The sequence below is a fragment of the Paeniglutamicibacter sp. genome, from assembly GCF_046714615.1.
Classification (GTDB): Bacteria; Actinomycetota; Actinomycetes; order Actinomycetales; family Micrococcaceae; genus Paeniglutamicibacter.
The window spans coordinates 1-26,498 of sequence record NZ_JBKKAP010000118.1 but is presented as its reverse complement, the minus strand read 5'-3'; the positions used below and the strand labels follow the sequence as shown (position 1 = coordinate 26,498).

Genomic DNA, 26,498 nt, shown 5'->3' with positions numbered 1-26,498 from the left:
CCGCACGGAACATGTCAGTACTTGAACTGGTCTACGTTTTCCTTGGTGAAGACCAGCGGCGGGCCGAGCAGCTCAACCTTGCTCGTCGCGTCATAGGAGACGCCCTTGATCTTCTCGTTGACGTCGAACGAGGCCCGAAGGGTCTTCTCCTCGGCCAGCTCGTTGCCGGTCCATGCGGTCAGGTAGCCCAGGTTCTGGACATCCCAAAGCACCGAAGCACTCGCGGAACCATCCTTCAAATAAGGGGCCATCGACATGGGGGTGCCACCACCCACGGTAAAGACCTCGCCGATCTTCCCGGCGTCCTTCACCGCCTGGGCAACACCAGGTGCTGCCGCGGAGCAAAGTCCGACGATTCCCTTCAAATTCGGGTGGGCGTTCATCAGGTCGGTTGCCATGGCTGCGGCCTTGGACTGGTCCTCACCGGCGTAAACCAGATCGACCAGCTTGACACCCTTGTAGTTTGTCTCCATGTCCTCTTTAATGACGTCGATGTAGGCATTCAGGTTCGCCGCGGTCTCGGAGCAGGAAACGATGGCGAAGTCGCCGCTTCCGCCCATGGCCTTCATGAGGCTTTCGTTGAGGGCCTTGCCGTGGTTTTCTTCCGTGGTCTGGTTCACGAATACCTGGCGTACCGAGTTTGGCGCGTCCGTGTCGGCGGTCGCAACCTTGATTCCCGCATCCTGTGCCTGCTTGAGCAGCGGAGCCATGGAGTCGGGATCGTTCGGGGCGACGATCAGGGTGTCGACCTTCTGCTGAATGAACGATCGAACGATATCCGCCTGGGCGGCGGCATCGGCGGTCGTCGGGCCCTGGTAGAGCCATTCGATGCCGAGCTCCTCCGCTGCCTGCTTGCCACCCTCATTCATCGCCTCAAAATAGGGAATTCCTTGAAGCTTCGGCACGAAGGCGACGGTGGTCTTGCCGCCTTCGTCGCCGCTGGCGGCGGCATCGTTCTTGTTGGTGCAGCCGGTGATGGCCAACACTCCGACGGAGAGCACTACGGCTCCCTTGAGCAGTCGATTGCGCAACATTGTTTTCTCCTCTTGGATAGGTATTGAAATCCGGGTGCGGCTGCGCCGCGGCCCCCTAGCAGTTAGTGCAGGTCGATGGTCTTGATCGCAGTGAGCTTGTCCCGGATGAACGCGTTCGCATGCGCGCCCAATTCTTCGTTGTCCGCCCACAGGTTGCGCCAGATGCCGAGCATGCGGCTCAAGTCCGGTGCAACAACGGCGGAGGAGAACGATTCGAAGACAACCGGGCCTTCGTAACCGATGCGGCCGAGCGCCTTGAAGAAACTGTCAAAATCGACGCTTCCCGTGCCGAGGTAGCCACGGTGGCTCTCACCGATGTGGACGTATCGAAGTGCCGCTGCGGTGTCCAGGACCGGGGAGAACATGTCCGATTCTTCGATGTTCATGTGGTAGGTGTCCAGATGGATGCCCACGTTTCCACGCTGGACGTCGGCAAGGTAATCCAAGGCCTGTCGCCCGGTATTGAGCACGTTGGTTTCGTATCGGTTGACAACCTCGAGCGACATGTTGATACCCAGGGCCGCAGCTCGGTCTGCCACGCGACCGATGACGGCCTTGCTGTTGGCTAGCCCTCGTTCGGTCGCCGGTTCCATGTATTTCTTCATGGCACTGTAGATCACGCCGCAGAAATCCGTGGAATCCAGCTCCGCCAAGACTTCCAGCGCGCGATTCAGCAGTTCTTCGCCTGCCTTGACAACGGAGGGATCTTCGCTGCTGACATCAGTGGCTTCCGAGAGTCCGAGCGATGCCGAGGCAGACAACCCGCTGGCAGCCAATGCGGATTTGGCAGTGGCTACGTCAAACGAGAAGGGGTCCATCAGCGGGAACTCGATGAGGTCGAACCCGGCTTCCTGGGTCTTCTGTACGGAGTAGCGGATACCCTCAGCATCAAAGCGGCCGGTCCAGACCAGACCATGGCAACCAATTTTCATTGCATATCCTAAGTGAGCTCGAATTCAGTGCAACGATCACTAGACTTGTAACGTTGCAATTGGGCAGTAAGGAAAACAATATGCCCCCTCTTGCAACGTGTCAAGTATCACTTGTAACGTTGCAACTCATCCGCCGGTTAAGCTTCTGCAGGGATGCGCGGCAAACTTGCAACGTGTAAATTTTCGGCATACTCTAACCGCTACGAACCCTGTCGAAAAGGAGAGATGATGGCAGCGAGTGTCAAGAACGTTGCCGCACTGGCAGGCGTTTCCGCGTCCACCGTATCCAACTACCTCAACCATCCGCAGCTCCTTGGCGAACGAAGCCGCAAGCGGGTTGCCGACGCCATAGCCGAACTCGGATTCGTGCCCAATGAGTCGGCGCGCCAGCTTCGAGCCGGGTCCAGCAAGACGCTGGCCCTGATTCTGCTGGATGCTTGGCTACCGTTCTTTAGTGATCTTTCCCGGGGCGTGGAGGACGTAGTTCGAGACCGGGGGTGGTCACTGTTTTTCAGCAACAGCAATCGCGATCCCGAGCGCGAAAAAACCAACCTGGACATGTTTGAAGCCCACCGGGTACAGGGTCTGGTGATCATCCCCCAGGGTCACGTCGCGGCAAGGTTGGAGCAGCTGCAAAATCGCGGCATTGAATGCGTTGTAGTAGGGCCCACGGAGGACTCAAGCCAGATTTCGGCCGTGACATTCGATGATGTAGGCGGCGGCCGGCTCGCAGGCGCGCATCTCCTGGAGATGGGCAGGCGCCGCCTCGCCTTCCTTGGCAATCCCAACAACGTGGTGCAGTCCGCCGACCGATTGTCCGGCATGCTTCAGGCTGTCGGGGCCTCCGAGTCAGAGACGACCGTCGTTACCATCTCGGTAAAGAACCTGACCGTGGAAGATGGGATCGGGGCGGCGGAACAGATCTTGGCCATGCCGGAATATGAGCGGCCCGATGCGATCTTCGCTGCAAATGACATGGTGGCTGTCGGAGCCTTGAATGTATTTCTGCGGGCAGGGATCAAGGTTCCAGAGGACATAGCCATCGTCGGTTACGACGATGTCCAGTACGCCCGCCAGGCTGCGGTTCCGCTCACGAGCGTCCGCCAGCCCGCATATGAAATGGGACGGGCGGCCGGCCAACAGCTCCTGGACCAAATCGAACGAACGGCCACACGGGAGATTCAACATCGGGTCTTTGGTGCCCAACTTGTCGTCCGGGAATCCACGACAGGGCGGGCGACCCAAAAGGTCAAACCCCCAACCACGTAGTTCCGCCGGTCAACGGAATATGACCAGGAGATCCGAAAATGGGTTGTCGCGGATCGCCTCCCCTCTCAACGGTCCCGGGTTGCGCCCCCGCGTTGCCAGACATATTCGGGGGTTGCCCATCACCAATGGATTTTCAACGAGGCGGGTGCCGCTGCCTTTGAGACATGAGGTCCGGGCCAAGGGGCCCAATATTTCCTGACGGAGCCTAGCCCCGTTGCGCCCGCTCCACGTCCGCCGAGCGCACCGCGACCACGGCCGCCGCGAGCAAGTACACCTGGCTGAGCAGGTTGAACCAGACAAACAGCCCCAGGATCACCGCGAAGGGCGCCAGCAGCACGTTGTTGGTCAACGAGGCCAGCAACATGGCCGAGAGGAACCGCAGGATCGCTGCCACCGAACCGGCCAGCAGCACACCGGCCGCCAATCCCCCGTCGATCACCTTCGCCCGCGAGGCCACCCGCAACAGGATCCAGGCCGTGGCGCAATCCAGGACAAACATGGCCACGACGAAGGCCACCGGAGCCAGCGCGTTGGTCCACCACCCGTTGAAGCCGAGCATGTGGGCCATGGAATCGAGCAGCGACGAACTGGCCAGTGCCAGGGCGCTGGAGGCAATCAGCGCCACGGCCAGGGCCAGCAACAGCAGGCCGTCACGCAGCCTGGAGACCACCGGGTTGGACCGGTCCCGGTTCAGGCCGAAGATGGTGCGGATGCCCTCGCGCAGTCCGGCCAGCCAGCCCAGAGAGGTCAGGACCAGTGCCACCAGGGAAATCGCCAGGGTGAGCCCGAAGCTGCGCAACCCCAGCAGCTGCTCGGGGGTGGCAAGTCCCCCGTGGCCGGTGTCGATCAGCCCGGGGGTTCCGGCGGCAACCATGTCGATCACGCCGTCGCGCAGCACCGGATTGTCGCTGGCAAACAGTCCCAGCACCGCGAATCCCGCCACGAGCATCGCGGCGATGGAGAAGAACATCCGGTAGGCGCTGCCGGCGGCCAGCAGCGGGCCGCGGCGGCGGATATACAGGTTCCACACCCGCACGGGGTAGAGCGCGTAGAACCTGGCGGTGAGCAGGATGCAGAACGCCTTGAAGCGCAGCCAGGGCGTTCCGGCCGCACGCACGGCATAAAGTTCCTGGGTCTTCAGCCGGATGAAGGCGCGAAGTGCGCGCGGCTCCAAGGGAGAGGGCGGCGCCACGACCGGGGCTCCGACAAAGCGGCGGGCCACCACGCCGGGGGCCCGGGTCCCCAGTTCCTCGGCCACGGGGTCAAAGGAAGTAGTCGCGGAATCCGCCGGTTCAACGTCGTAAGTCGAGTCCCACGCCGGCGCCTTGGCGCCCTTAGCGCGACGGCCCGCCAAGGCCCAGCTCCTCACGAAGGGACCAGGCGCCGGCGGCATCAAGGCCAAAGAGGCCGATGGAGTCCACGGTGAAGCTCAAGGATTCGTCCTTGAGCTCTTCCTGGGCGAGGTCCATCGCCGCGTCGTCGGCCTCATGGGCAATCGTGAGATGCGGATGGTAGCCGTAGCTCACCTCATGCTGCATCGGGCCGGCAAGCAACGCGTCGTGCAGCTGCCCGCAGGCCTCGGCGCCCTCCTCGACGTTCAGGTACACCACCGGGTTGATGGGCCTGAAGGTCCCGGTGCCATGCAGGCGCACGGTGAAGGCGGAGGCACGGGCCGCGACCTGGTGCACATGCCTCACCGCCGCATCCCAGTCGGTGGTGGAGCCGGAGACCAGGGTGATGTGTGGTGCAATGAGCGCCGAGCCCTCCCCTCCGTAGCGCTGGCGCCAGGCCCGCAGGGAGTCCTCGAGCGGGGCGGGGATCTCGATGACGACCCCCAGCGCCGTCGCCTCTGCGACGTCGCTGCCGGTCGCCTCCCCCGCCTGGGTGCCCATGGTTAGCGGATCCCACCCAAGGGAGCCATGAAGCCAACACGCTCGTAGACATCGGCAAGGGTCTTGGAGGCGACCTCGCGTGCCTTGTGGGCGCCGGCCGCCAGGATCGAGTCCAGCTCGGCCGGGTCCTCGAGCAGTTCCAGGGTGCGTGTGCGGACCGGGGTCAGCGCCTCGACGACGGCATCGGCCACCGCCACCTTCAGGTGGCCGTACATCTTGCCTTCGAATTCATTGACCAGCGTCGGGATCGGGGTCCCGGAGACTGCCGAGAGGATCTCCAGCAGGTTGGTCACCCCGGGCTTGTTCGCCCGGTCGTGGGCCACGACGGTGTCGGCGTCGGTGACGGCGGACTTGATGCGCTTGGCAACCGTCTTGGGCTCGTCCAGGATGTTGATCAGGCCGTTGGGGCTGGAGGCGGACTTTGACATCTTGGAGGTCGGGTTCTGCAGGTCGTAGATGCGGGCCCCTTCCTTCTTGATGAAAGCCTCCGGCACCACGAAGGTCTCGCCAAAGCGGTGGTTGAAGCGGTTGGCCAGGTCGCGGGCCAGTTCCACGTGCTGGCGCTGGTCATCCCCCACCGGAACGCCCTGGGGCTGGTAGAGCAGGATGTCGGCTGCCATGAGCACAGGGTAGGTGAACAGGCCCACCGAAGCGACGTCCGCGCCGCCCTTGGAGCTTTTGTCCTTGAACTGGGTCATGCGGCTGGCCTCGCCGAAGCCGGTCAGGCAGTTGAGCACCCAGGCCAGCTGGGCGTGCTCGGGAACCTGCGACTGGACGAAGAGCGTCGATTTCTCCAGGTCGATGCCGCCGGCAATGTACTGCGCGGCGGTGACCCGGGTGCGGTTGCGCAGCTCGGCGGGATCCTGCGGCACCGTGATGGCGTGCATGTCCGGGATGAAGAAGAAGGCGTCGTAGTCGTCCTGGGTCTTGACCCAGTTGACCAGGGCACCAAGGTAGTTGCCCAGGTGCAGGGAGTCGGCCGAGGGCTGCATGCCCGACAGGACGCGCGGACGGGTGGTGGTGGCGAGTGAATCGCTCATGCGTGGGGTAGGTCCTTTAGAACTGGTAGTCGACGACCAGCGGAGCGTGGTCGGAGAAGCGCACGTCGTAGCTGGATGCGCGGTCAACGACGGATTTGGTCGCGAGGGCAGCGAGTCCCGGCGTGGCCATGTGGTAATCGATGCGCCATCCGGTGTCGTTGTCGAAGGCCTGCCCCCGCCACGACCACCAGGTGAATGGGCCGTCGACCTCGCCGGCCAGCTCGCGTGCAACGTCCTTGTAGCCGATTTCCTCGCCGAAGAAACGGTCGAAGTAGGCGCGTTCCTCGGGCAGGAAGCCCGAGCGCTTCACGTTGCCCTTCCAGTTCTTGATGTCGAGGGTCTTGTGGCCGACGTTCAGGTCGCCAACCACGAGCACGTGGTCCTTTTCGGACTTCAACGACGGAAGGCGGGAGGTCATCACGTCAAGGAAGCGGTACTTGTCCACCTGCTTGGGGGTGTCGACCTCGCCGGAGTGCACGTAAGCGCTCACCACGGTCAGGACCTTGCCGTCGGCCAGCGCGAAGTCTGCCTCGACCCAACGGCCGGTGGTCTCGAAGTACTCGTCGCCGATGTGGCTGCGCGTGGATACCGGCTCGGCACGCGAGAGGATTGCCACCCCGGCGCGGCCCTTGTCCTTGGCCTCGGCGTGCACGATGTGCCAGCCGTCGCCAATGAGTTCGCGCAGGATCGCATCCGGTGCCCGGACCTCCTGGAGGCACAGCACATCGACGTCACGGGCGGCGATCCAGTCGGCCATGCCGCGCTTGTAGGCCGCGCGGATGCCATTGACGTTCACCGAGGCGACTCGCAACGAGCCGTCGGACTTGGTCAGGATCTCTTCTGAGGTAGGTATCACGCTATCCACCTTACCGATAGTTGTCGAAGGGTTCCCGGCTCTCTGCCGGGGTGTCGCCGAGCCATCGGCGGCTCCGAAAAGTTAGTCGATGACCTCGCCGGTCATGGGCTCTCCGCGTCCGGACGGCTTCATCATGTCACGGGCGTTGGAGGCCGTGATCTCGATGGTTTCCAGGGCGCGGTCAACCATGCCCGCTGCCTCTTCACCGTCCTGGACCCGGTATTCGTTCACGACCTGGGTCTGCACCTGGATGATCTTGAAGGAGTGGTCAAGCTTCAGGTCGCGGTTGCGCGTTGCCTCGTCCAGCACGACGGGGCCGGCGCTTGGGGCGCCCTGGCCACGTGTGGCAGCTGCCGCAGTTGCGGCCTTGAGCTGGGTCGTCATCTTCGCCGCACCACGCTTGAGTCCAAGAACCAGGAACGCCGAGAGCAGCAGCCAGCCCAACGAAATCACCACAACGAGCCAGCCAATGACGTCATTCTGGTTCGCTGCAAAGACGACGGCCACCAGGAAGACAGTGACCATGACGGCCAGGGAGAGGGTCGAGGCATTGATGGTGATTTTTTTGCCCTGCGCGGGGGCCGGTCTACTACCGAGGGGTTCCATGGTCCTATTCTCTCAAACACGTGGCGGCAGGACCGAATCCGAGTATCGATTACGCTTGTTAGCTTAATTGGCGGAATCCTACACTCAAGCCAGATACGTGAGACTGGGGACGCAACGCGGCCACGCCGCATGCGCAGATTCGTGGGGAAATATCATGGCAATGTCATTCGGATTCTTGGGGCCTATTCGTCGCAATATTTCGCGTCCGAACCATCTCAAGGGCAGCCCGCCTCCCCCGGTCAGGACATCGCGACGATTCCTGGCTTTGGCCAGTGCCCTGGCCATGGTCGCAGTCACATTGACTGCCCCCAGCTCGGTGGCGGCAGATCCCTGCGCGCCCGGGGCCAACAAGATCGTCTGCGAAAACTCCAAGCCGGGAACCGATCCCGTTGTATGGGACATCCAGGGAGCCGGAGACGCCAGCATCCAGGGCTTTTCCACCGACATCAGCGTCAACGTCGGAACCCGGGTTGATTTCAAGATCAGCACCAATGCCAGCGCCTACACCATCGACATCTACCGCACCGGCTGGTACCAGGGACTGGGTGCACGCAAGATCGCCTCGGTGAGCCCCAGCGCCTCGCTGCCGCAGAACCAGCCGGCCTGCCGCAACGACGTGGCCACCGAATTGGTGGACTGCGGGAACTGGGCGGTGTCGGCCAGCTGGAACGTGCCGGCCGATGCGGTATCGGGCGTCTATGTGGCCAAACTCGACCGGGCCGATCGTGACGACCAAAGCCACATCACCTTCATCGTGCGCGATGACTCCAGCCATTCGGACATCCTCTTCCAGACCTCGGACCCGACCTGGCACGCCTACAACACCTATGGCGGTTCCGACTTCTACCAGGGAGCAGCCAACGGGCGCGCCTACAAGATCAGCTACAACCGCCCGTTCAACACCCGGGGCGGGATCGAGGCGCGCGACTTCTACTTCGGGAGCGAATACCCGATGGTGCGATTCCTCGAGCGCAATGGCTACGACGTGAGCTACTTCAGCGGCGTCGACACCGACCGCCGAGGCAACCTGCTGACCAACCATAAGTCGTTCCTCTCGGTTGGGCACGACGAATACTGGTCGGTCAATCAGTGGGACAACGTCGAGGGGGCGCGAGATGCGGGTGTGAACCTGCAATTCCTCTCGGGCAACGAAGCCTACTGGCGCACGCGCTACGAGTCTTCGACCGCCGACGGCACCGCTTACAGGACCTTGGTCAGCTACAAGGAAACCTGGGCCAATGCCAAGATCGACCCGAACACACAATGGACCGGAACCACCCGCGATCCACGCTTCGCCCCGTCGAGCGCAGGTGCCGGGCAACCCGAAAACGCACTGACCGGGTCGCTGTACTTCGTGAACAACGGAGACTTGCCCGTCACGGTCAACGCGCAGGAAGGCAAGACCCGGCTATGGCGCAACACGCCGCTGACGACCCTGTCCGGCAGCTCGAGCCGCGCCTTGGCGCCGCACACCATCGGTTACGAGTCCAACGAGTCCCCTGACAACGGCTTCAGGCCCGCCGGCCAGGTGTTCCTCTCCACGACCACAGGTCCCGTTCCGGAATATCTGCAGGACTTCGGCAATTCCGTGGCACCGGGTTCCACCACCCACCACCTGAGTCTGTACAAGGCGGCGAGCGGCGCACTGGTATTCTCCGCCGGCTCTATCCAGTGGACCTGGGGGCTGGACGACGAACACGACGGCAACGGCGCCGCCCCGGATCCGATCATGCAGCAGGCCCAAGTCAACCTCATGGCAGACATGGGCGCCCAGCCGGCCACGCTGATGTCGGGCCTCGTGGCAGCCACCAAGTCGACGGACACGACCGCACCGGGCATCAGCATCACCACGCCTCCGCCGGCGGCTGCCAAGAACGGCAAGAAGTACACGGTCTCCGGCACCGCAGTGGACGCGGGCGGCGGCGTGGTCGCAGGCGTGGAATACTCGACCGACGCGGGGGCCCATTGGCACCCGGCCACCGGAACCGCCAGCTGGTCCTTCAGCTACATCCAGCAGGGCATCGACGGCGAGGCCTTGTGGGTGCGCGGCATCGACGACAGCGGCAACTACCCGGCCACCGCCACCGTCATCCCCCTGACCGTCACCGGACCGTTCAGCGTCTTCGGGGAAACCGTCCCGAGCGCCCCCGACTCGGGCGATCCCTCCCCCGTCGAATTGGGCCTGCGCTTCACCCCGACCACCGACGGCTTTGTCGCCGGCGTCCGTTTCTACAAGAGCACCGCCAACACCGGATCACACACCGGCTCGGTCTGGTCGCTGGGCGGCCAGCGCCTGGCCACCGTGTCCTTCTCGGGCGAATCGGCCAGCGGTTGGCAGGAAGCCAGGTTCGGCTCCCCCATAGCAGTCACGGCGGGAACCGAATACATCGTTTCCTACTCGACGAACACCGGGCACTATGCCTCCAAGAGCTACCTGCTGGCCTACGGGGGCATCGGAATCGATCCGCTCCACGTGGCCGGCGGCTTCGGGGCCACCGCCGCCGGGGTCTACGACACCAACGGATCCATGCCCACCAGTAGCTACGAACAGGGCAACTACTACGTGGACGCGATCTTCGAGTCGCAGGATTCCTCCCCGTTGCGGGCCTACAACCCCAGCCCCCTCGACACCGCGAAGAGCGTGCCGTTGGGAACGCCGATCGCCGCGACGTTCTCCCGGGCCGTGCAGCCAGGGACCGTGAACATCTCCCTGAAGACCGCTGCGGGCACCTCCGTGGCCGGGTCCACGGGTTACGACTCGACCTCGCGCCGCGCAACGTTCACCCCTGCCAGCGCCTTGGCCATGGGCACCGGCTACACGGCCACGGTGTCCGCCCAGGACGCGCTTGGCAATGCCGTCAGCAGCGGCAATAGTTGGAGCTTCACGACCGTGCTGGCCGATGCCGCCCCCGGGGATTGCCCGTGCGGTCTTTATCAAGACTCCGCGGTTCCAACGACCGGCCTGATCGACGACCGGACCCCACTGACCCTGGGCATGCGATTCATCCCCACGGAAGCCGGCAAGGTCGCCGGAGTCCAGTTCTACAAGGATGCGGGGAACATCGGCGCCCACACGGGCAAGTTGTACACGGCCAACGGCACACAGCTGGCAACCGTCAACTTCGCCAACAACAGCGCCTCCGGCTGGCAATATGCCGCTTTCTCAACGCCGGTGAACGTGAGTGCCAACACAGAGTACGTGGTTGCCTACACGACAGAAGGCACCTATTCGGTGACGCCCAACGGGCTCCTTGATGCCAAGACCTTCGGCCCGCTGCGCACCACCGCCAATGCCGGAGCCTTCATCTATTCGACCGGATTCCCCAACAATGCCACCAGTACCGATTATCTGGTCGACGTGGCGTTTGTTCCGGACGGAGCACAGGCCGTCAACGTGGTCTCACGCTCCCCCCTGCCGGGTGCGACCGACGTGCCTGTCACTTCCACTGTCGTGACCGTCCTGAACCAGCCAGTGGCCGCCGGCTACCAGTACACGCTCACCGGCCCGGCCGGGGCCGTGGCCGGCGCGGTGTCCGTCTCGAGCGACGGCAAGACGCTGACGTTCACGCCAACCCAGTCGCTGTCCAACGGCAAGCCATACACAGTGGCACTCAAGAACGTCACCAGCACCTCCGGTGCGGCGCTGCCGGACCAAAGCTGGTCCTTCTACACGGCCAGTGCCGACGGTACGCCCTCGACGTTCCTGGGTACGCAAGTGCCCGCCAACCTGGACCCGCAAGACAACGGGTCCGTGGAGCTCGGCGTGCGTTTGCAGACCAGCAAGGACATCGACGTTGCGGCTATCCGGTTCTACAAGGGCACCCTGAACACCGGCGTCCATACCGGTTCGGTGTGGAGCGACACCGGAACACGCCTGGCCACCGCGACCTTCGCCAACGAAACAGCATCCGGCTGGCAAACGGTAGTGCTCAGCAATCCGGTGCGCATCGCGGCAAATCAGACGTTCATCATTTCCTACCTCGCCCCGAATGGCGGCTACGCCTACACCGCAGGTGACTTTGCGCAGCCGCGCACCGTCGGTGCGCTGAGCACCGTGGGAAGCAACGGGCTCTTCGTCTATGGGGCAGGAGGCACTGTCCCGAGCAACTCGTGGAACGACACGAACTACTTCGTGGACCTCGTCTACAGCACCGTGGCAGCCCCGGCGCCTTCTCCGACGCCGACCCCGACGCCAAGCCCCACCGCAACTCCGACGCCGACGCCGACGCCGACTCCAACGCCGACACCGACACCGACACCGACACCGACTCCAACGCCGACTCCGACGCCGACGCCGACGCCGACAACAGTGAACCTGTTCGGGTCCACGCTGCCGCTGCTTTCGGATTCTCTGGACACCCGCTCGATTGAAGTCGGGCTGAGGTTCAGCACCACCGTTCCGATCACGGCCCGCGGGGTGAGGTTCTACAAGGAGAGCACCAACACCGGAACGCACACCGGAAGCATCTGGAACAACTCAGGGCAACGGCTGGCCATGGTGACGTTCACCGGGGAAAGCACCCGCGGATGGCAAAGCGCCACCTTCGCCACGCCGGTGGCGCTGCCGGCCGGAACCTACACGGTCTCGTACCTGGCACCCAGGGGCCACGTCTCCACCACGTCCCTGTACTTCGCCAAGTCCTTCACCGACGGGACCATCACGGCACCCACCAGCAACGGCCGGCACCGCTACGGAACCGGAGGTGTCATGCCTTCCTCCACCACCTCGTTACGCAACAACTACTTCGTGGACCTGATCTACTCACGGCCATAGGCGCTACGCCCACAGCCGTTTCGGACCCGTGGTCGCCCTCCATCCAGTTCCTCAGCGCTGGATGGAGGGCGACCACGCACGTTAAGATGCACTTCTTCAGGGCTCCGGGCAACTGCCTGCCAGGGTGACGTTCACCGGCGAAAGCACTCGCGGTTCGCAGGGTGCCACCGGTGCCACGCCGGTGGCACCGGTGGCCGGCATCTACACCGTCTCGAAGCGGGCACCCGGGTGCCGTATCTCGACCACGGCACTCTTCTTCGTCAAGAAGTCAACCGACGGGACCCTCGCGGCGGCCGCCAGCAACGGCAGGTACGACTATGGCACCGACGATGTCATGAATTCGTCCGCCACGTCGTAGCGCACAACTACTTCGAGGACCTGCTCGACTCACGGCCGCAGGCCAAGGCCTCACGACAACTTCCGCAGCGGAGTCATCCTCGATCCAGCTCCTCAACGCTGGATGGAGGGCGACCACGCATGTTCAATGAATATCTTCGGCGAGGACCCGGGCACGAGGTCCAAGGAGAAGATATCCGCATCCCCCGGGGCCTCGTCCCGTGGTTGGCCAAAGAGCAAGGTGCTTGAATCCAGCCATTCGAGCTGGTCGTCAAAACCGGATTCCAGCGGGTAGAGCTGCTCGGTCTGCTTGGCGATGTCATACACCGCAATGTCCCAATGGGCCGGTACTGAATCAACGCGGCGCTTCTTGTAGGCGATGAACTTGCCGTCCGGGGAGATCGATGGGCATTCCGCATTCTCGACCACGGCACGCATGGTCTTTTCCGTCAGGGATCCACGCATCAGCCAGGTCTGCTTCCCCGATGCCGCCGTCGCGTAAAAGGTCTTGGCGTCTTTGGCGAAGGTCACGCCCCAGAAGTTTCGATCTTCGGCAGTGATCTTTTGGTCACCGACGAAGATGCCGAAATCCTGCAGGTTCCCGTAGTCAGTTCCCCCGGGTGCAGCAATCGTCGTCTGGGTGGAGAAGCCGACGAATTCATAGGATTCGCCGGTAATGAAGGCGGTGGTACCGACCATTCCGGTGGCGGAGACCCGGGTGCGGCTTGGCTCCCCCGGCAGGGGGCGTTGGGCCAACAGGTGCCCGCCAATGCTGTAGACGGTCGAATCGTAGCTCGTGTTCATGCCACGTTGGGCGCTCAGGCAGGAGAGCATCCCGCCGGTGCGGTACACCCGGTCGCAGGACAGTCCGGTAGTGGTTCGTTGCCCGTCCGGGGCGTCCAGGGGAACCCAAGCGACCCTGCCATAGTCTTCACTGTCCCGGGTGTCGCGGAAGACCACCGCGTTCGCCAACGGGATCTGTGCGATGCCTTCCGGGTTTTCCTGGGCTGCCATTGCAGGGGTTTGCGTTCTTTCCCTGAACCCCATGAACGAGTTCACCGCGAATCCCGCGGCGGCAAGAAGCGCGACCAAAACCATGGCAGCGACAATGAGCTGGCGTTTGGGTTTCACCGAACTATTTTCCAACCTCGTAGGTGCCAAAGGCAGCGACGGTGGTGGCGCCCGTGGGCGCGGTCCGCACCGTGGCAGCCATGGTGTCATTCCCGAAGCCCAGCGTGATGCTCTTGGCACCATCGGCGGCCGTGCCCCGCGTGGCGACCCAGCCGCGCTTGGCCGCCTCGGACTCGTAGAATTTCAGCACAGCCTCGACGCTCATTGAGGTGCGGTAATTGACCGCGACCTGAACGTTTCGTTTTTGCGTGCTGACCGAGGAATCTATGATGCGTGCCCCTTGCGGGATGGGCATCGCCTTGGTGGGGAACCCGGATGTGAGTTCCCCCTTGGCGGTGCCTTCCTTCGGAATGGTTCCGGAGAGCACCGGAGCCTTCTTCACCGATTTGGGCAGCGTGGTGGCACTGGGCTTGGAGCTGGCGGGAACTTCGAGCTTGGGTGACGCTATTGCCGAGCCGGATGTCGAAGTCGGCGCTGAATTGCGCGTCGAGCCCGTTGCCTTCGATCCCGTGGCACTGGATGCCGGTGGCTCCGACGATGGCTTTTTTGTGGTGGCTCTCGTAGCGGTGCTCTCACTGCTTGGCGCGCTCACGTTCGCACCGGAGGAAGTGGCTGGTGTTGTGGCCGTTTCTGTGGCGCTCGGACTCGGATCGCTACCGGCCACGCTGGCAGCCGGCGTGCGCGCAGCAACGTTGAAGGCAATAGATGCCCCCACGAAAACCACGATGACGGCGAGCGCCCAAGCAAGCCATTTCTTGTTCTGCATCTGTCCCCACTAAATGCGATCGGCCGCCTTCAAACGGCCGTGGCCCCAAGCCAATTGTTCCCTGTGGCTAGCGTACAACCAGGCGCTGGCGTACGCCATGGTTAATGCTTCAACGTACGGTCTTGCTCAACATCAATTCCGAATCCACATCGGCAGATTGCCCCACGGAAGCACACATCATTCGTGGGACACTCTGCCCGATACTGGAATTTATGTTGGCGAAGACACCCGAAAACTACAGCCTGACCGGATAGCGCTTCGCGCTGACGACGATATCTTCGCTGGCCGATTCGTCGGCTTCGTGGGCTAAATTGACCAGGCCAATGTACGCTGCCTCTTCCGCCGAGCGGGCAACTACCGTCGATGTCCACGTGACCAAATGTGTATCATCTACACCCGTGATTTCCACTGACTTGATGAAATAAGAATCCCAGTCACGCAGGGGAATTTCTTCTGTTGTGGCACTCAGTCCGAACCAGTCGAATTCTCTATTCATGAGCAATTCCCGGAAACTCTCAAGAGGATCTCTAGGGTCATCCACCGGAAAATCACATTCGATGCTGACGGAGTAGGACTTTTGGGGATGGTCCACGGCAGCCCACTTCGGCATACGCTCAGAGATAGCGTCCCACTGGGCGTCGGTGAGCGCCCAAGGATTTTTGCCTACGGGGCCATAGGGCTTGAACATCACAAACCCCTCGAAGCGCGGGTCCTCCTTCAACTCCACCCGCGTCACACGAGCATCGCGGAACCAGTGAGTGAAGTGCATATGGACTGAACGGCGGAGCTTATCCTCCTCCGTCTTAAGGTGATAATCCGGGTCGTGATAACGCATACCGGTTTCTGATACGACGCCGAGTGCTACAGCACCAGCGATTTCACCTGCCCCCATTTGCCAGAGCACCAACCGGTCACCAACCTGAGGATTCGTACCGGACCGATCTGCGACGGGCCAAAATGGCTCCGGCTCTTCGGCGTAGGCAATCTGCTGCGCGTGCTCTTCCACGGTTTCGACGTCGACCTGAATCAACCAAGTGTCTATTGCGTCCATGTTGCAACTCCCCCAAGTCATTGGATCCGCAGGACCGGACCCTAAAGCAATAGTGGCATTTCATTCAGGGTCTGAACAGGCCCTTGACGAAATCGTTGGGGATTGTTGGCGAACCGCCGGTGCGAGACGTACGCAGTGCTTCAGGCCGGTTCGAGGTGCCCGGTCCTCGCCTTTGGCCCTTTAGGCATAGGAGGCATGCACAACGGCGGCACTGCCTGCTTCGAAACGAACACGGTAGTCTGTGCGATTCAGCGCATGGTCCAAGACTTGGTGAAGAAACGGGAAACCAGCGCGAGTTGGCGTGAATCCCTCGATGACGGTACGCAATTGAATTCCTACCTGGCTGAGATTCAATCCGTCGGCACCGCGTACCTCGACTTCGTGCCCCAGCGAACCAGCGGTAAATTCCCTGCGGACAGCATCCACAACAACTCTCTGTGCTCGCGTTGATAGGGCATCCGGCGCTGCCAACACACCCACAGGATTGGGCGCGGTGATATCTGCTGCCGCCGTGGGCACCTGTGGCGAACCGATTTTCATGATTCCCAGCGCACAGTACGTAGCCAAAAATTCGGTCAGAGTTCTGGACCCGCATGCCTTGTAGCCAAGTCGTGGATACTCGCTGCGCAGGCGGCTTCCCAACCCGGCAGCGTTGACCCTGTTGTCGACCACAAGCTCAGGGCTCTGCTCGATGAGCCTATAAATGGTGCGTCGAAACTCCGTGATGGCCGAGAACTTGCTCCGATCCGGAAACTGCTCCGTTCGGACCACCATGAACTTGGGTTGCTGGATGGGCTTCTTCTGTGCGGCCGCGGCAGAAGCCTTGGGAACTGTCTTCACAGTTGCAGCAGCCAATGATGCGGGTGCTTTCAACGGCCGCTCCGAAACCGGTACGTGGACCATCGACATCGGAATTTGGTGGTATTCATCGGCAACGGACTTCAAGAGCGAATTGACAAACCCGGAATCCGGATCATTGGTAGAGACCACAATCACGAACTTGTTGAGGGCGTGAAGCCTGCGAACCAAGGGAATGAACCCTCCATCCCCGGTGGCAATCACAAACACGTCAATCCACGGCGACTCGTGCGCAACCGAAAGGACATCCACGCACAACTCAATGTCGGCAGCGTTCTTGACTTGCTTGTCAAAAGAAAAAATCTGAACCGGCTCGATGCCAATTTCAAGGATTTCTCTCTGGAAGCCGGCCATCACGGGACTCCCCCAATGGGCAAAAGCGCGAACCACGGCGGTGTGTGAGCCGACACCGGATTTCCGCACAATGCTCTCAATGCCGGTCACCAGCTCACCAAGCCGCAGCCCCGTGCTACCCGCTGCTTTGCCGCCAACGAGGTTTTCCATGTCAATGAACACAGCCACATTGCGCTGTGCCGATTTGGCATCCCCCATGCCCATGCTTCCGATCCCCCAATCATTCGCCCATTGGATACCTTCCCCAAGGTCCAAAGTGTGCGAATCTTCGTTCCATTCGTCTTGGCAGAGAATCCGGAAAATCACTGCACATATTGCTTGGATTCTGAAAAGGGGTTGCCTCGTCGGGTCGGGTTTGTGCGAGCACTCATCCTTTTCCACCACCTGATGACGCCATATGTGGCGACAATCCGGCTTGGCACCACTGCACTGCGTCGTTGGTCGGGCAGGCGCCCCCGCACCGGCCCGACCAACGGTGTCCGCTCAGTCGTCGCGGGACTCCTTCACCCGTGCCACCAACTGGGTCGGATTCACGAACCTCAGCGCAACCACCAGGATGATCAGCATCATCGCGGTGTAGAGCACGCCCATGCTGGAGACCAGCTGCCGGGCCTCGCCGCCGCCGGAGGATGTCATGGCCCGGTAGATCGCCACCACCAGGGTGTCCGAGGTCGGACCGGAGACCAGGTAGGTCAGCTCGAACATGCCGACCGTCCTGACCAGGACCAGGATGGCGGCCGCCAGGATCCCCGGAATGAGCAGCGGGGCGAGGATCCGGGTGAAGACCCGGCGCATGCTCGCACCTGACATGCGGGCTGCATTCTCGATGGCCGGGTTGATCTGTTCGATGAACGGGGTCATGGTCAGTATCACGAACGGCACCGACGGCACCAGGTTCACCAGGATGACCGCCACCACCGTGCGGCCCAGGCCGAAGTTGTACATCACCGTGGCCAACGGGATGCCGTAGGTGATCGGCGGCATCAGCACCGGCAGCAGGAACAGTACCGTAACCAGCTTCTTGAACGGGAAGTCCCGGCGCGCGAGCACGTAGGCGGCAGGCACCCCGATCAGGATCGACAGGACGACGACGGTGAAGGATGCTCCGAGGGTCACCAGGACGATCTGGCTCAGGTTGAACCGTTCCCAGGCCCCGGTGTACCAGTCGAGGGTAAATGTCTCGGGCAGCCACGCGTCGAACCACGGCTTGCCGAACGAGTCGACCACGACGCTGGAGATGATGCCGGCCAGGAAGATGAAGAAGGCAGCGATACCCGCCCAGACGAACCAGGTGCCAGGCGAGGCGATCAGCGCCCCCTCGCCGGGAGGCCGGGAGGGCTTGGCATACGGCTTCCTGCCGCGCTTGCGGGCGGGTCCGGGTTCCGGCGCCGACTCGACCATGGGTGTGATTGCCATTATCCCTTGCCTCCTGTTGAACCCTTGTAGAGGAACGAACGCCACAGCAGCACCACGGCGATCACCACCAGCTCCACGACGCCCATCATGATGGCGATCGTCGAGGCCATGGCGTAGTCCTGCTGTTCGCCGAACGCGCGGTAGGCCATCAGCGCCATCACCCTGGTCTCCCCCAGCGGGTCACCGACCAGCCGGGCCGAGGGGAAGACGCTGAACGCCAGGACGAAGGTGAGGATGAAGGTGGTTGCCAGCCCCGGGGCGAGCAGCGGAAGGATGATGCGCCGAAATCGCTGTTTCCAATCCGCGCCCAGGGTTTTTGCCGCGGCCTCGATCGCCGGGTCGATGCCCGAGAGGTAGGAGGAGATCAGCAGGAACGCGAACGGGAACCCGGAGATGACCAGCGAGAGCATGACACCCAGGTAGTTGTTCACGATCGGGAACGGTTCGTTGATGATGCCCGCCTCCATCAGGAAGCGGTTGACCCAGCCCTGGCGCCCTCCAAAGATCAGCAGGCCCTGGGCCGTGAGGACCGTGCCGAGGGTGATCGGCAGGACCAGCAGGGTGGAGAGCAGTCGCTTGCCGCGGAACCGGTGGCGCAGCTTGAAGGCGATCGGCACCGAGACCAGCACGTTGAAAAGCGCCACCGGCAGGGCCAGCCGCATGGTGATCCAGACCGAGTCGAAGAGGAACGGGTCCTTGAAGAACGCGACGTAGTTGGCGAGGAAGCCGCCTCCCCATTGCTCCTGGGTCCGTGGCAGCGGCTGGAAGGTCAGGCCGATGCCGTAGGTGAACGGATAGACGAAGAGCACGAGCCCGAAGAGCAACGCCGGGATGAGCATGAGCAGCTGGCTGTCAATGCCGCGCTCCGCCAGCCGGTGCCGCCGGCTGGCCGAAGCCTTCGGGCGCGGTGCAGTCTTGAGGGTACTCATCCGCGCACCTGCAGGAGTTCCTGCTCCTCGGCGGAGACGGCGGCCAGCGAGGTGCGGTAGACCAGTGCCCTGGCCGGATCCAGCACCAACCTGACGGTTTCCCCGGGCGTCGGGGCATACTCGGAATGAACGAACAGGTTCTTGCCTGTGGACGTGTTCACCCCGACGGCGAATTCGCGGCCCTGGTACTCGACCACGGACACCGTCGCCTCGAACGTGTTGCGTCCCTCGGTCGGCTGTCCCTCGCGGGCGACCACGAGGTCGTGCGGGCGGATGGCCACCCTCACCTCGTCGCCGGCGGCCGCGGGCTGGACCATCGTCGCGTTCAGCAAGAGTCCGTTGCCCTCGACCTTTGCGGAGGAACCGGAGACCGAGACCACCTTCAAGTCCAGCAGGTTGCGGTATCCCATGAAGTCGGCCACGTGCCAGTTGGCCGGGTTGTCGTGCAGTTCGGCAGGGGTGCCGACCTGCTGGACATGGCCCTCGCGCAGCACCACCAGCCGGTCCGCGAGGCTGAGGGCTTCCTCCTGGTCGTGGGTGACGTAGATGGTGGTCAGTCCGAGGGACTGGTGCAGCCGGCGGATTTCGGTGCGCATCTCCAGCCGCAGCTTCGCGTCGAGGTTGGACAGCGGCTCGTCCATGAGCACCAGCCGCGGCTCGATCACGATGGCGCGGGCGATGGCCACGCGCTGTTGCTGGCCGCCGGAGAGCTGGCCGGGCAGCTTCTTGGCGTGTTCCTCCAGCTTGACCAGGGCGATGGCTTCCTTGACGCGGCGGGAGATTTCCGCCCGCGGCCGGTTGCGCATCTGCAGCCCGAACGCCACGTTCTTCTCCACCGTGAGGTGGGGGAAGAGCGCATAGTTCTGGAAGACCATCCCGAAGTCCCGCTTTTCGGAGGGCAGGACGTCCACACGCTTGTCGTCGATGAGGATCTGCCCGTGGGTCAGTGGCAGGAGTCCGGCAAGGCAGTTCAGTGCCGTCGATTTCCCGCAGCCCGACGGTCCGAGCAGGGCGATGAACTCCCCCGCCCGGATCGTCAGGTTGAGGTCGACCAACGCGTCGTGGCCTCCAAAACTGCGTCCTACGTTTTTCAGTTCAAGGGATCCGAATGCGTTGGCCGAAAGTGGCATGGTTACTTGACCTCGAACTTTCCGGCGCCGATTTTGCGGTCCCAGAGATCGAATGCCTTGACCATCTTCTCCGGGGTCAACGGGGTCACCTTGTCCTTTTCCTCGATCAGCGCGTCGTACCAGTCGCGGCCGAACTCGGCGATGGTGTCCTGGCTCTTCTGCGGTGCCTTGTCCAGGGTGGCGCCCTCGATGGCCGGGCCGGGGTAGAAGTAGCCCGAATCGTAGGCCTTGGCGTTCTGCTCGGGGGTGAGCATGTCCTGGAGCATGAGCAGGATCGCGGAGATCTTGTCTGCCGACTGGCCCTTCGGGACTACCGCGTAGTGTGCGTCGGTTACCCAGGTGAAGTCGTCAAATGCAGCTGCCTCGATCTTGTTCGGCTCGCGGTTGTCGGCCCTCGGCTCGATGTCCCAGCCGGTGGTGGTGGGGATCAGCGACCAGGTTCCGTCGGACATGTTCGTGATGACCTGGCCGGTGCCGGTCGGGTAGTTGTCGATGGTGGCACCCAGCTCCTCCAAGTAAGCCCAGGTCTTGTCCCAGCCCTTCTCGGGATCGGTCGGGTCCGAGTCTCCCAGGATGTAGGGCAGGCCCATCAGGAAGGTGCGGCCGGGTCCGGAGTTTGCCGGGCGGGCGTAGCCGAACTTGCCGGGGTTGGCCTTGGCCCAGGCCAGGACTTCCTCGGGGGTGCTCGGGACGTCCTTGACCACGTCCGGGTCGTACTGCAGCAGCGGTCCGGACGGGTAGTAGGTGACGACCGCGCCGAAGCCGCCGGCAAGTTCCTGCATGGCGGCTGCCGGTTCCAGGTAGTTCGCCTGGTTGGAGAGCCGGTCGCCGTACTCCGTCACGAGCGGGACCCACAGGTCCTGCCCAATTCCGGCGGAGAGTCCGTCGTTGCCGGTCAGGACCAGGTCAACCTGCAGATTCCCGCTGTCCACCTGCGGCTTGATGGTGCCTACCAGGTCCGGCGCGCCGCCGGTCTCCCACGTGACGGAGGAGATGACATCCGGGTTTGCCGCCGCAAAGTCCTCGACCATCTGGCCCGTGAGCTTCTGGTTTCCCGCGACATCCAGAATATGCAGGCTAACGGGGGCGGAGGGTTTGTCCGGCACCTCTCCGCCGCTTGCGGCAGGGCTTGTGTTCGTCGAGCCGGTGTTCGGCGCCGCACATCCAGTCATTGCCAAGGCGAGCACGGCGACTGTAGACGCAAGATATTTGATCTTTCGAGCCTTCATATCGTGTTCCTTCATCCTTTTTCTCTCTGGACGTGGGTGCCCAGAAGTTGCGAGTCATCCGCCGAGGGCGGATGTGGTGGTGCTAGATGGCGACGCCGCGGGGCGGGGCCTGGCGACACCTGTCGATTCCCGGACGACCAGTTCAAACGGAATTTCGTGGCAGTCCGTCGTGCGTGGCGAGCCCTGCAGTGCCTCGAGAAGCGCGTCGACGCTGGTCCGGCCCATCTGCACGCGGGGGAAGTCGACGGTGGTCAGGGTGGGCCAGACCAGTGTGGAAACCGGGACGTTGTCGAAGCCCGTGACGCTGATGTCCCCCGGCACGCTGAGGCCACGCTGCCGGAGCCGGTCCATGAGCCCGACGGCGACCAGGTCGTTGAAGGCAATGACCGCCGTCGCGCCGCTGGCGATGGCCAGGTCCCCTGCGTGGATGCCGCCGGTGAAGACCGGCTGGAAGTTGCCGAGATCGACCAGCTCGAGTTCCGGGAATTCCTGCCCCGATGCCGTAAAGGCGTGCACTCGCTGGAGGTTCGACCAAGAGGTCTGCGGGCCGCCCGCGTAGGCGATTCTGCGGTGCCCCAGCGCCATCAGGTGGCCCATGACAGATCGGAAACTCTCCGCATGGTCGAAGGTGATCGAGGGTACTTCCGGGACGCGCCGGTTGACCAGCACGAGCGGCATGTCCCGGGAAAGCTGCTGGATGCTGGCATCGGTGCCTCGCGCCGAACAGACGATGACACCGTCCACCTGCCGGGAAAGACCCCGGATGATTTCACTTTCGACCGAGACGTCCTCGTCCGTGTCGGCAACGAAGACGGCATAGCCGGCGGTCCGTGCTCTGGCCTGCACGCCCTTGGCCATGGAGCCGAAGAACGGGTTCTCGAGGTCCGGAACGACCAGACCGATGGCGCCGCTGCGGCCGGTGATGAGGTTGCGGGCGTTGAGGTTGGGCGTGTAACCGAGCTTCCGTGCAGTCTCCTGCACTCGGGCTCGGGTGGCTGCGTTCACCATTTCGGGCGAGGACAGTGCGCGGGACACCGTGGAGATGGAAACTCCGGCAATCCGGGCAATATCGCGAACGGTTACAGCCACCCCCACACCACCTTGTATCAGATCCTGCCCCAATGCCGACAGCAATGACCTGCTGTGACATGAAACATACTGCAAGCGTTTGCAGTTCACGTCAAGCCTTTTTTGCGGCAGCTCAAGTAAAGAGTTGGTAACGGGCCGGACTGTCGTCAAAGGGTTGTCACTATCAGACGGGCCGGGCCTGGATTCGCCAGGTCGTGGAGTCACGCAACATCACCTGCCGCGGCATTACCACGGGCCGAACGGACCGGGAATGCGCACGGGGAGCCGAGTGTTCGCCGACATCGCAGTCGGTTCCTCGTCTTTTGTGGACCTGGCAGGGTCGATCGGGCCGATAGCTATCCGCTTTAGGCAAGGGCGAAGTCATGAGGTTGTCGAGCCGCTCCCGGGTAACCTCCAAGCAAGCGTGGACCCTGGGCTAAACAAGCCCTTCCTGCCGGACGATAAGGACAAGTTCCGTCGTGGCCAAATCCAGCTAACGCCATCGCTTCTTGTCCACCCGAATATTAGTGCGAAGCTACCCCAATGTCAGTCGGATTTCGTCCACGATGTCGACGCTCACCAGCTGACCAAGCAAAACGGATGCTTCTGCGGATCAAGGTACACACGGTAAGTCTTGGAGCCCGCTCCCATTGACGTTGCACCCATGGACAGGACCTCGGCTTCGGCCAGATCAAGGTCCTTGACCTTGACGTCAATGTGGGCCTGCTGCGGATGCAGGTGCCCGGGCCACTCCGGGGCGACGTAGGGATCCACCCGTTGGAAGGCTATGGCCGGGCGGTCGGGCGCATCGCCGATGCCCACCCAATCGTCGTCGTTTTCGATTCGGACCATACCCAGCAGCTCCTCATAGAAGCTGGCCAACGTATCGGGGTTTTCGCAGTCAATAACCAATGCTTGCCATGAGCCAACCATGTCCGCACGCCCTTCCAAGGTCTGGTGTGTGTGGGTCTTCCTGCCCCATAAGTATGCGCCGTTGGTTACTACGCGGCCACAGTAATTTCGATCGAAGACAGGTGTTCGCGGATGTATGGTCCGTACTCATGGCCTCGGGCCCTGAGCCCAATCTGCCGACTGATTGCACCCCATGCCGAGCATGGCATGACGCATTTGATTTGCGATGCCTCGCATGAGGAGAGCTATCAAAGCCAGGAAGCCATAGGGGGCAGCTCGTTGACCACTGGTCGCGGCGGTGCATTGAACCGATCCCCGCCATACTGCGGTGGATTTGGGTGCTGTCGACCGGTCAACATATAACCCGGGATTCGCCCATTCAAGCATGGTCGTCAAATTTCGAAGCGCACTTTCTCATCATGCCGGACCGAGCCAGTGCGAGCGAACATGCCTAATCACCAGCCGGTTGTAAACCCTAATCTGCTTCTCACTCAAAAACGACCAACATGCGGTATTTCGTTGTTCGAGACGCCGAGAAGAATGAAAAGAGAATAAATCTTGAAGCCCCTTTACAGAATAAAAGTTCTCTCCTAGACTCCAAGCTAGGTGCCAACGGTTGGGGAACCGTTTGGGGGGCTGCCAGAGGCAGTAGGCATCGGATGGGGTCTAGATACTTGGGGACCACTTCATTCCTTCACAATTTCTCATCAAGAATGATTCGCTGGGGGGCGATAGATTTCGCACCTTCTTGACGTAGAAAATGGAGAAACATCATGAACACCATGCTCGCAAACATCTACTTTGCCATGCAGACCGTCGGCAACAAGCTTCGCCGCGCAGAAAAGGGAGCGACCGCAGTCGAGTACGGCATCATGGTCGCAGGCATTGCCGTCGTCGTCATGGTCGCCGTCTTCCTGATCGGCACGAACCTGGACCTCATGTTCGACAAGGTTGGGACCCAGATCGCGCCTGCTGCGCCTCCCGCCACCTAACCGCAAGCGACACAACCGGGATCCACTCGCGCAGTTCGAGATGGGCGGGTCGGAAACGACCCGCCCATCTCATTTCACACCACATCCGCTTCACGGCCCACTTGGGGAGGGTAGGAGCATGTGATTTCCGGCGACCAAAAGTAGTCCATTTCAGTGCTAAGAACCAAGCCGTTTCAGCATGGTTTCAGGCCATTTCGACAGCCCTGATTGCGGCCGCGGATCGTCATGACGTTTGCCCACGGAGATCGCTGCATCGTGTGGGCAGCACGAGCGGCAGGCTCCGGTTAGGGATGACGCCACGGTTGTCGGTCAAGCGGCCTTAATTCTTATTCTGACTAGTATTTTTCGCCTTTATGAAGATGCCGTGAGCCACTTTTCCCGCGGAGGCTCGCTGGGACGACGGCATAAGACCGCATCCGGGACCAAACCGCGCCGCATGGTTTCTGGCTCATCGTTGTTCCCGCGTTCACCTCACGCCTGCCATCAGTGTGCTCGCCTGCCGCGTCATGGCCGCGACGGCTTGGGGCGGGGTGAATCGGGCTCTCCGACTTTAAGCGTGGTGACCGGGTGTTCAGCACGGCCGGAGGCGTGCCGTGTACAACAATATCCGCCATCGGTAGTTGTGGTGGTTGACGTATCCCCGGCCGATCCGCTTGATGTTCTTGGCGGTGAGGTTGGCGGCCTCGCTGCGGGCGTTGGTGAGTCTGGTGAGGCAAAAGGTTTCCAGTTCCGTTTTCCAGGCGGTGAAGGTCCGGAACAGGGACTTGGCTTCGTGCATGCCGGTGGCCTTGACGGAGGCTTCGAGCTTCGCCCAGGCGGCTGCGAATGATTCCCGGTCACGTGTTTTCAACAGGTCACGGACGTGTTCCTTGATGGCGTAGACGACCCCGAGTTCGACATCCGATGCCAGGACTTCCTTGAGCCTCTCCGTCTGCTTGTTGGAGAGCTTCTCGATGTTGCAGGTCAGCAACTTGCGGTATTTGTAGGCCGGGTCGGTGATCCGCCCGCGGCGGCCGTGGGTGTCATGGGAACGGCGCCGGCGCACCGCGGTGATCATCTGGTTGGCACGCTGGATGATGTGGAAATGGTCAACCGAGATCCGGGCGGCGGGCAGGGAGTCGCGGATGGCCTTGCGGAATTCCGCGGACATGTCCATGGCGACGTACTCGATGTTCCGCCTCCATTGCTCGGGGCGCTGGGACATCCAGCTGGTCACGGCCTTGCCTCGGCGCCCGTCCACGATGTCAAGGATCGTGCCGGTGTCCAGGTCCGTGAACACGATCGACCACGGCTCAACCCGCATCATTTTTCCCGTGGTGCCCAGCACGAAACGGACCCGTCGGAATCGGTGCTCGTCCACTCCGAGCCGGCGCACCAGGCGCCGGTCCACGTCCAGGACAATCTGCTCGGTCACCAACAACTTGCGCATGACCGTGGGCCAGGAGACGCCGTGCGCCTTGGCGATGCCGCTGACCGCGCGCAGCTCGTGGACGGCGTCCTCCACGATTTCCCCGACCAACCTCGTGGTCAGCCGCGACCTCAAGGGCACCTGATCGGTGACCTGCACGAACGTCCGCTTCGGGCAGGCATCCTCCTGGCAGACCAGACGCCGCTTCCTGACTAGCACCTCCAGGCCCTTGCCGCCGCAGGCCACGTCCTTGACCCGGTGCACGGGCCGGGCCTGGATCCGCCGAGAGAACACCCCGCACGCAGGGCACGGAGCCTCGGGATTGCGGGGCTCCACCAGCACCGAGCGGGAATCACCAGATCCTTCTACGCCCAGCACCGCATAGTCGTCAAGATTGAACAGGGTCGACGCAGCATCGCCTGCGCCCGTAGTATTTAACACGGCTCGTGGTCCTTGGAATTATGAATGTCTTAGTCAACACCCATAATTCCGTAGGGCTGCGGGCCCTACTTATT

At 62.5% G+C, this 26,498-nt stretch carries 22 protein-coding genes and 1 pseudogene; 5 read left to right on the top strand and 18 right to left on the bottom strand.

The genetic code is table 11. From position 1 onward, the window contains the following. Positions 1-14: 14 nt before the first annotated feature. On the bottom strand, positions 15-1,034 hold the full coding sequence (locus ACLQ7E_RS14140) for an autoinducer 2 ABC transporter substrate-binding protein (protein WP_411733216.1): 1,020 nt from the start codon (positions 1,032-1,034) through the stop codon (positions 15-17). Positions 1,035-1,096: 62 nt separating this feature from the next. Further along, positions 1,097-1,966, bottom strand: a complete 870-nt coding sequence (locus ACLQ7E_RS14135; protein ID WP_411733215.1) for a sugar phosphate isomerase/epimerase family protein — start codon at positions 1,964-1,966, stop codon at positions 1,097-1,099. A 225-nt stretch (positions 1,967-2,191) separates the two neighbouring features. On the opposite strand from ACLQ7E_RS14135, the gene ACLQ7E_RS14130 reads away from it, so the two are divergent. Continuing rightward, positions 2,192-3,235, top strand: a complete 1,044-nt coding sequence (locus ACLQ7E_RS14130; protein WP_411733214.1) for a LacI family DNA-binding transcriptional regulator — start codon at positions 2,192-2,194, stop codon at positions 3,233-3,235. Positions 3,236-3,440: 205 nt separating this feature from the next. Here the strand turns inward: ACLQ7E_RS14130 and ACLQ7E_RS14125 are convergent, their stop codons facing one another. From ACLQ7E_RS14125 to ACLQ7E_RS14105, 5 genes are all read right to left on the bottom strand, one after another. Further along, positions 3,441-4,589, bottom strand: a complete 1,149-nt coding sequence (locus ACLQ7E_RS14125; protein ID WP_411733213.1) for a YihY/virulence factor BrkB family protein — start codon at positions 4,587-4,589, stop codon at positions 3,441-3,443. Further along, positions 4,570-5,127, bottom strand: a complete 558-nt coding sequence (locus ACLQ7E_RS14120; protein ID WP_411733212.1) for a 2'-5' RNA ligase family protein — start codon at positions 5,125-5,127, stop codon at positions 4,570-4,572. The genes ACLQ7E_RS14125 and ACLQ7E_RS14120 overlap by 20 nt, the downstream gene beginning before the upstream one ends. Before the next feature lie 2 nt (positions 5,128-5,129). Continuing rightward, positions 5,130-6,167: a tryptophan--tRNA ligase gene (gene trpS, locus ACLQ7E_RS14115; protein ID WP_411733211.1), complete on the bottom strand. Its 1,038-nt coding sequence runs from the start codon at positions 6,165-6,167 to the stop codon at positions 5,130-5,132. A gap of 16 nt (positions 6,168-6,183) precedes the next feature. Then, positions 6,184-7,023: an exodeoxyribonuclease III gene (locus ACLQ7E_RS14110; protein ID WP_411733210.1), complete on the bottom strand. Its 840-nt coding sequence runs from the start codon at positions 7,021-7,023 to the stop codon at positions 6,184-6,186. Positions 7,024-7,104: 81 nt separating this feature from the next. After that, entirely contained in the window at positions 7,105-7,629 is a 525-nt protein-coding gene (locus tag ACLQ7E_RS14105) for a hypothetical protein (protein WP_411733209.1), read from the bottom strand. A 283-nt stretch (positions 7,630-7,912) separates the two neighbouring features. Here ACLQ7E_RS14105 and ACLQ7E_RS14100 point away from each other — a divergent pair, with 283 nt between their 5' ends. Further along, positions 7,913-12,403, top strand: a complete 4,491-nt coding sequence (locus ACLQ7E_RS14100) for a DUF4082 domain-containing protein (RefSeq protein WP_411733208.1) — start codon at positions 7,913-7,915, stop codon at positions 12,401-12,403. Between the two features lie 106 nt (positions 12,404-12,509). After that, a pseudogene (locus ACLQ7E_RS14095) lies at positions 12,510-12,761 on the top strand (DUF4082 domain-containing protein); the annotation flags it as partial. 92 nt (positions 12,762-12,853) lie between these two features. Here ACLQ7E_RS14095 and ACLQ7E_RS14090 read toward each other — a convergent pair. Together ACLQ7E_RS14090 and ACLQ7E_RS14085 are read right to left on the bottom strand one after the other, a co-directional pair. Beyond that, positions 12,854-13,870 carry a hypothetical protein gene (locus ACLQ7E_RS14090; protein WP_411733207.1) on the bottom strand — a complete coding sequence of 339 codons (1,017 nt, stop codon included), beginning with the start codon at positions 13,868-13,870 and terminating at the stop codon, positions 12,854-12,856. Between the two features lie 4 nt (positions 13,871-13,874). Continuing rightward, positions 13,875-14,237: a hypothetical protein gene (locus ACLQ7E_RS14085; protein WP_411733206.1), complete on the bottom strand. Its 363-nt coding sequence runs from the start codon at positions 14,235-14,237 to the stop codon at positions 13,875-13,877. On the opposite strand from ACLQ7E_RS14085, the gene ACLQ7E_RS14080 reads away from it, so the two are divergent. Continuing rightward, positions 14,221-14,649 (top strand): hypothetical protein, encoded by a 429-nt coding sequence (locus tag ACLQ7E_RS14080; protein WP_411733205.1) that lies wholly within the window; start codon positions 14,221-14,223, stop codon positions 14,647-14,649. The genes ACLQ7E_RS14085 and ACLQ7E_RS14080 overlap by 17 nt on opposite strands. A gap of 222 nt (positions 14,650-14,871) precedes the next feature. Here ACLQ7E_RS14080 and ACLQ7E_RS14075 read toward each other — a convergent pair whose 3' ends face one another. The 8 genes from ACLQ7E_RS14075 to ACLQ7E_RS14040 form a co-directional block, all read right to left on the bottom strand. Next, entirely contained in the window at positions 14,872-15,687 is an 816-nt protein-coding gene (locus ACLQ7E_RS14075) for a hypothetical protein (RefSeq protein ID WP_411733204.1), read from the bottom strand. Positions 15,688-15,867: 180 nt separating this feature from the next. Continuing rightward, complete coding sequence (locus tag ACLQ7E_RS14070) at positions 15,868-17,205, bottom strand: NYN domain-containing protein (RefSeq protein ID WP_411733203.1); 1,338 nt, start codon at positions 17,203-17,205, stop codon at positions 15,868-15,870. A 177-nt stretch (positions 17,206-17,382) separates the two neighbouring features. Further along, positions 17,383-18,315, bottom strand: a complete 933-nt coding sequence (locus tag ACLQ7E_RS14065; protein ID WP_411733202.1) for an ABC transporter permease — start codon at positions 18,313-18,315, stop codon at positions 17,383-17,385. Then, positions 18,315-19,244, bottom strand: coding sequence for an ABC transporter permease (locus ACLQ7E_RS14060; protein WP_411733201.1), 930 nt, complete (start codon positions 19,242-19,244; stop codon positions 18,315-18,317). Before ACLQ7E_RS14060 ends, ACLQ7E_RS14065 begins: the two co-directional genes overlap by 1 nt. Next, on the bottom strand, positions 19,241-20,374 hold the full coding sequence (locus ACLQ7E_RS14055; RefSeq protein ID WP_411733200.1) for an ABC transporter ATP-binding protein: 1,134 nt from the start codon (positions 20,372-20,374) through the stop codon (positions 19,241-19,243). Before ACLQ7E_RS14055 ends, ACLQ7E_RS14060 begins: the two co-directional genes overlap by 4 nt. 2 nt (positions 20,375-20,376) lie before the next feature. Continuing rightward, positions 20,377-21,603, bottom strand: coding sequence for an extracellular solute-binding protein (locus ACLQ7E_RS14050; RefSeq protein WP_411733199.1), 1,227 nt, complete (start codon positions 21,601-21,603; stop codon positions 20,377-20,379). A 54-nt stretch (positions 21,604-21,657) separates the two neighbouring features. Beyond that, complete coding sequence (locus tag ACLQ7E_RS14045) at positions 21,658-22,692, bottom strand: LacI family DNA-binding transcriptional regulator (protein WP_411733198.1); 1,035 nt, start codon at positions 22,690-22,692, stop codon at positions 21,658-21,660. Positions 22,693-23,247: 555 nt separating this feature from the next. Then, a complete protein-coding gene (locus ACLQ7E_RS14040; RefSeq protein WP_411733197.1) occupies positions 23,248-23,604 on the bottom strand; it encodes a VOC family protein in 357 nt (118 codons plus the stop codon). 752 nt (positions 23,605-24,356) lie between these two features. On the opposite strand from ACLQ7E_RS14040, the gene ACLQ7E_RS14035 reads away from it, so the two are divergent. Beyond that, positions 24,357-24,575, top strand: a complete 219-nt coding sequence (locus ACLQ7E_RS14035) for a Flp family type IVb pilin (RefSeq protein ID WP_411733196.1) — start codon at positions 24,357-24,359, stop codon at positions 24,573-24,575. 571 nt (positions 24,576-25,146) lie between these two features. On the opposite strand, the gene ACLQ7E_RS14030 is transcribed toward ACLQ7E_RS14035, so the two are convergent. Then, positions 25,147-26,424, bottom strand: coding sequence for an ISL3 family transposase (locus ACLQ7E_RS14030; protein WP_411733195.1), 1,278 nt, complete (start codon positions 26,422-26,424; stop codon positions 25,147-25,149). Positions 26,425-26,498: the final 74 nt, after the last annotated feature.

Coding starts and splice junctions, on each gene's coding strand:
- ACLQ7E_RS14140 (WP_411733216.1), bottom strand. CDS start 1,034: ATGTTGCGCAATCGACTGCTCAAGGGAGCCGTAGTGCTCTCCGTCGGA.
- ACLQ7E_RS14135 (WP_411733215.1), bottom strand. CDS start 1,966: ATGAAAATTGGTTGCCATGGTCTGGTCTGGACCGGCCGCTTTGATGCT.
- ACLQ7E_RS14130 (WP_411733214.1), top strand. CDS start 2,192: ATGATGGCAGCGAGTGTCAAGAACGTTGCCGCACTGGCAGGCGTTTCC.
- ACLQ7E_RS14120 (WP_411733212.1), bottom strand. CDS start 5,127: ATGGGCACCCAGGCGGGGGAGGCGACCGGCAGCGACGTCGCAGAGGCG.
- trpS (WP_411733211.1), bottom strand. CDS start 6,167: ATGAGCGATTCACTCGCCACCACCACCCGTCCGCGCGTCCTGTCGGGC.
- ACLQ7E_RS14105 (WP_411733209.1), bottom strand. CDS start 7,629: ATGGAACCCCTCGGTAGTAGACCGGCCCCCGCGCAGGGCAAAAAAATC.
- ACLQ7E_RS14100 (WP_411733208.1), top strand. CDS start 7,913: ATGGTCGCAGTCACATTGACTGCCCCCAGCTCGGTGGCGGCAGATCCC.
- ACLQ7E_RS14080 (WP_411733205.1), top strand. CDS start 14,221: ATGGTTCCGGAGAGCACCGGAGCCTTCTTCACCGATTTGGGCAGCGTG.
- ACLQ7E_RS14075 (WP_411733204.1), bottom strand. CDS start 15,687: ATGGACGCAATAGACACTTGGTTGATTCAGGTCGACGTCGAAACCGTG.
- ACLQ7E_RS14065 (WP_411733202.1), bottom strand. CDS start 18,315: ATGGCAATCACACCCATGGTCGAGTCGGCGCCGGAACCCGGACCCGCC.
- ACLQ7E_RS14060 (WP_411733201.1), bottom strand. CDS start 19,244: ATGAGTACCCTCAAGACTGCACCGCGCCCGAAGGCTTCGGCCAGCCGG.
- ACLQ7E_RS14055 (WP_411733200.1), bottom strand. CDS start 20,374: ATGCCACTTTCGGCCAACGCATTCGGATCCCTTGAACTGAAAAACGTA.
- ACLQ7E_RS14050 (WP_411733199.1), bottom strand. CDS start 21,603: ATGAAGGCTCGAAAGATCAAATATCTTGCGTCTACAGTCGCCGTGCTC.
- ACLQ7E_RS14040 (WP_411733197.1), bottom strand. CDS start 23,604: ATGGTTGGCTCATGGCAAGCATTGGTTATTGACTGCGAAAACCCCGAT.
- ACLQ7E_RS14035 (WP_411733196.1), top strand. CDS start 24,357: ATGAACACCATGCTCGCAAACATCTACTTTGCCATGCAGACCGTCGGC.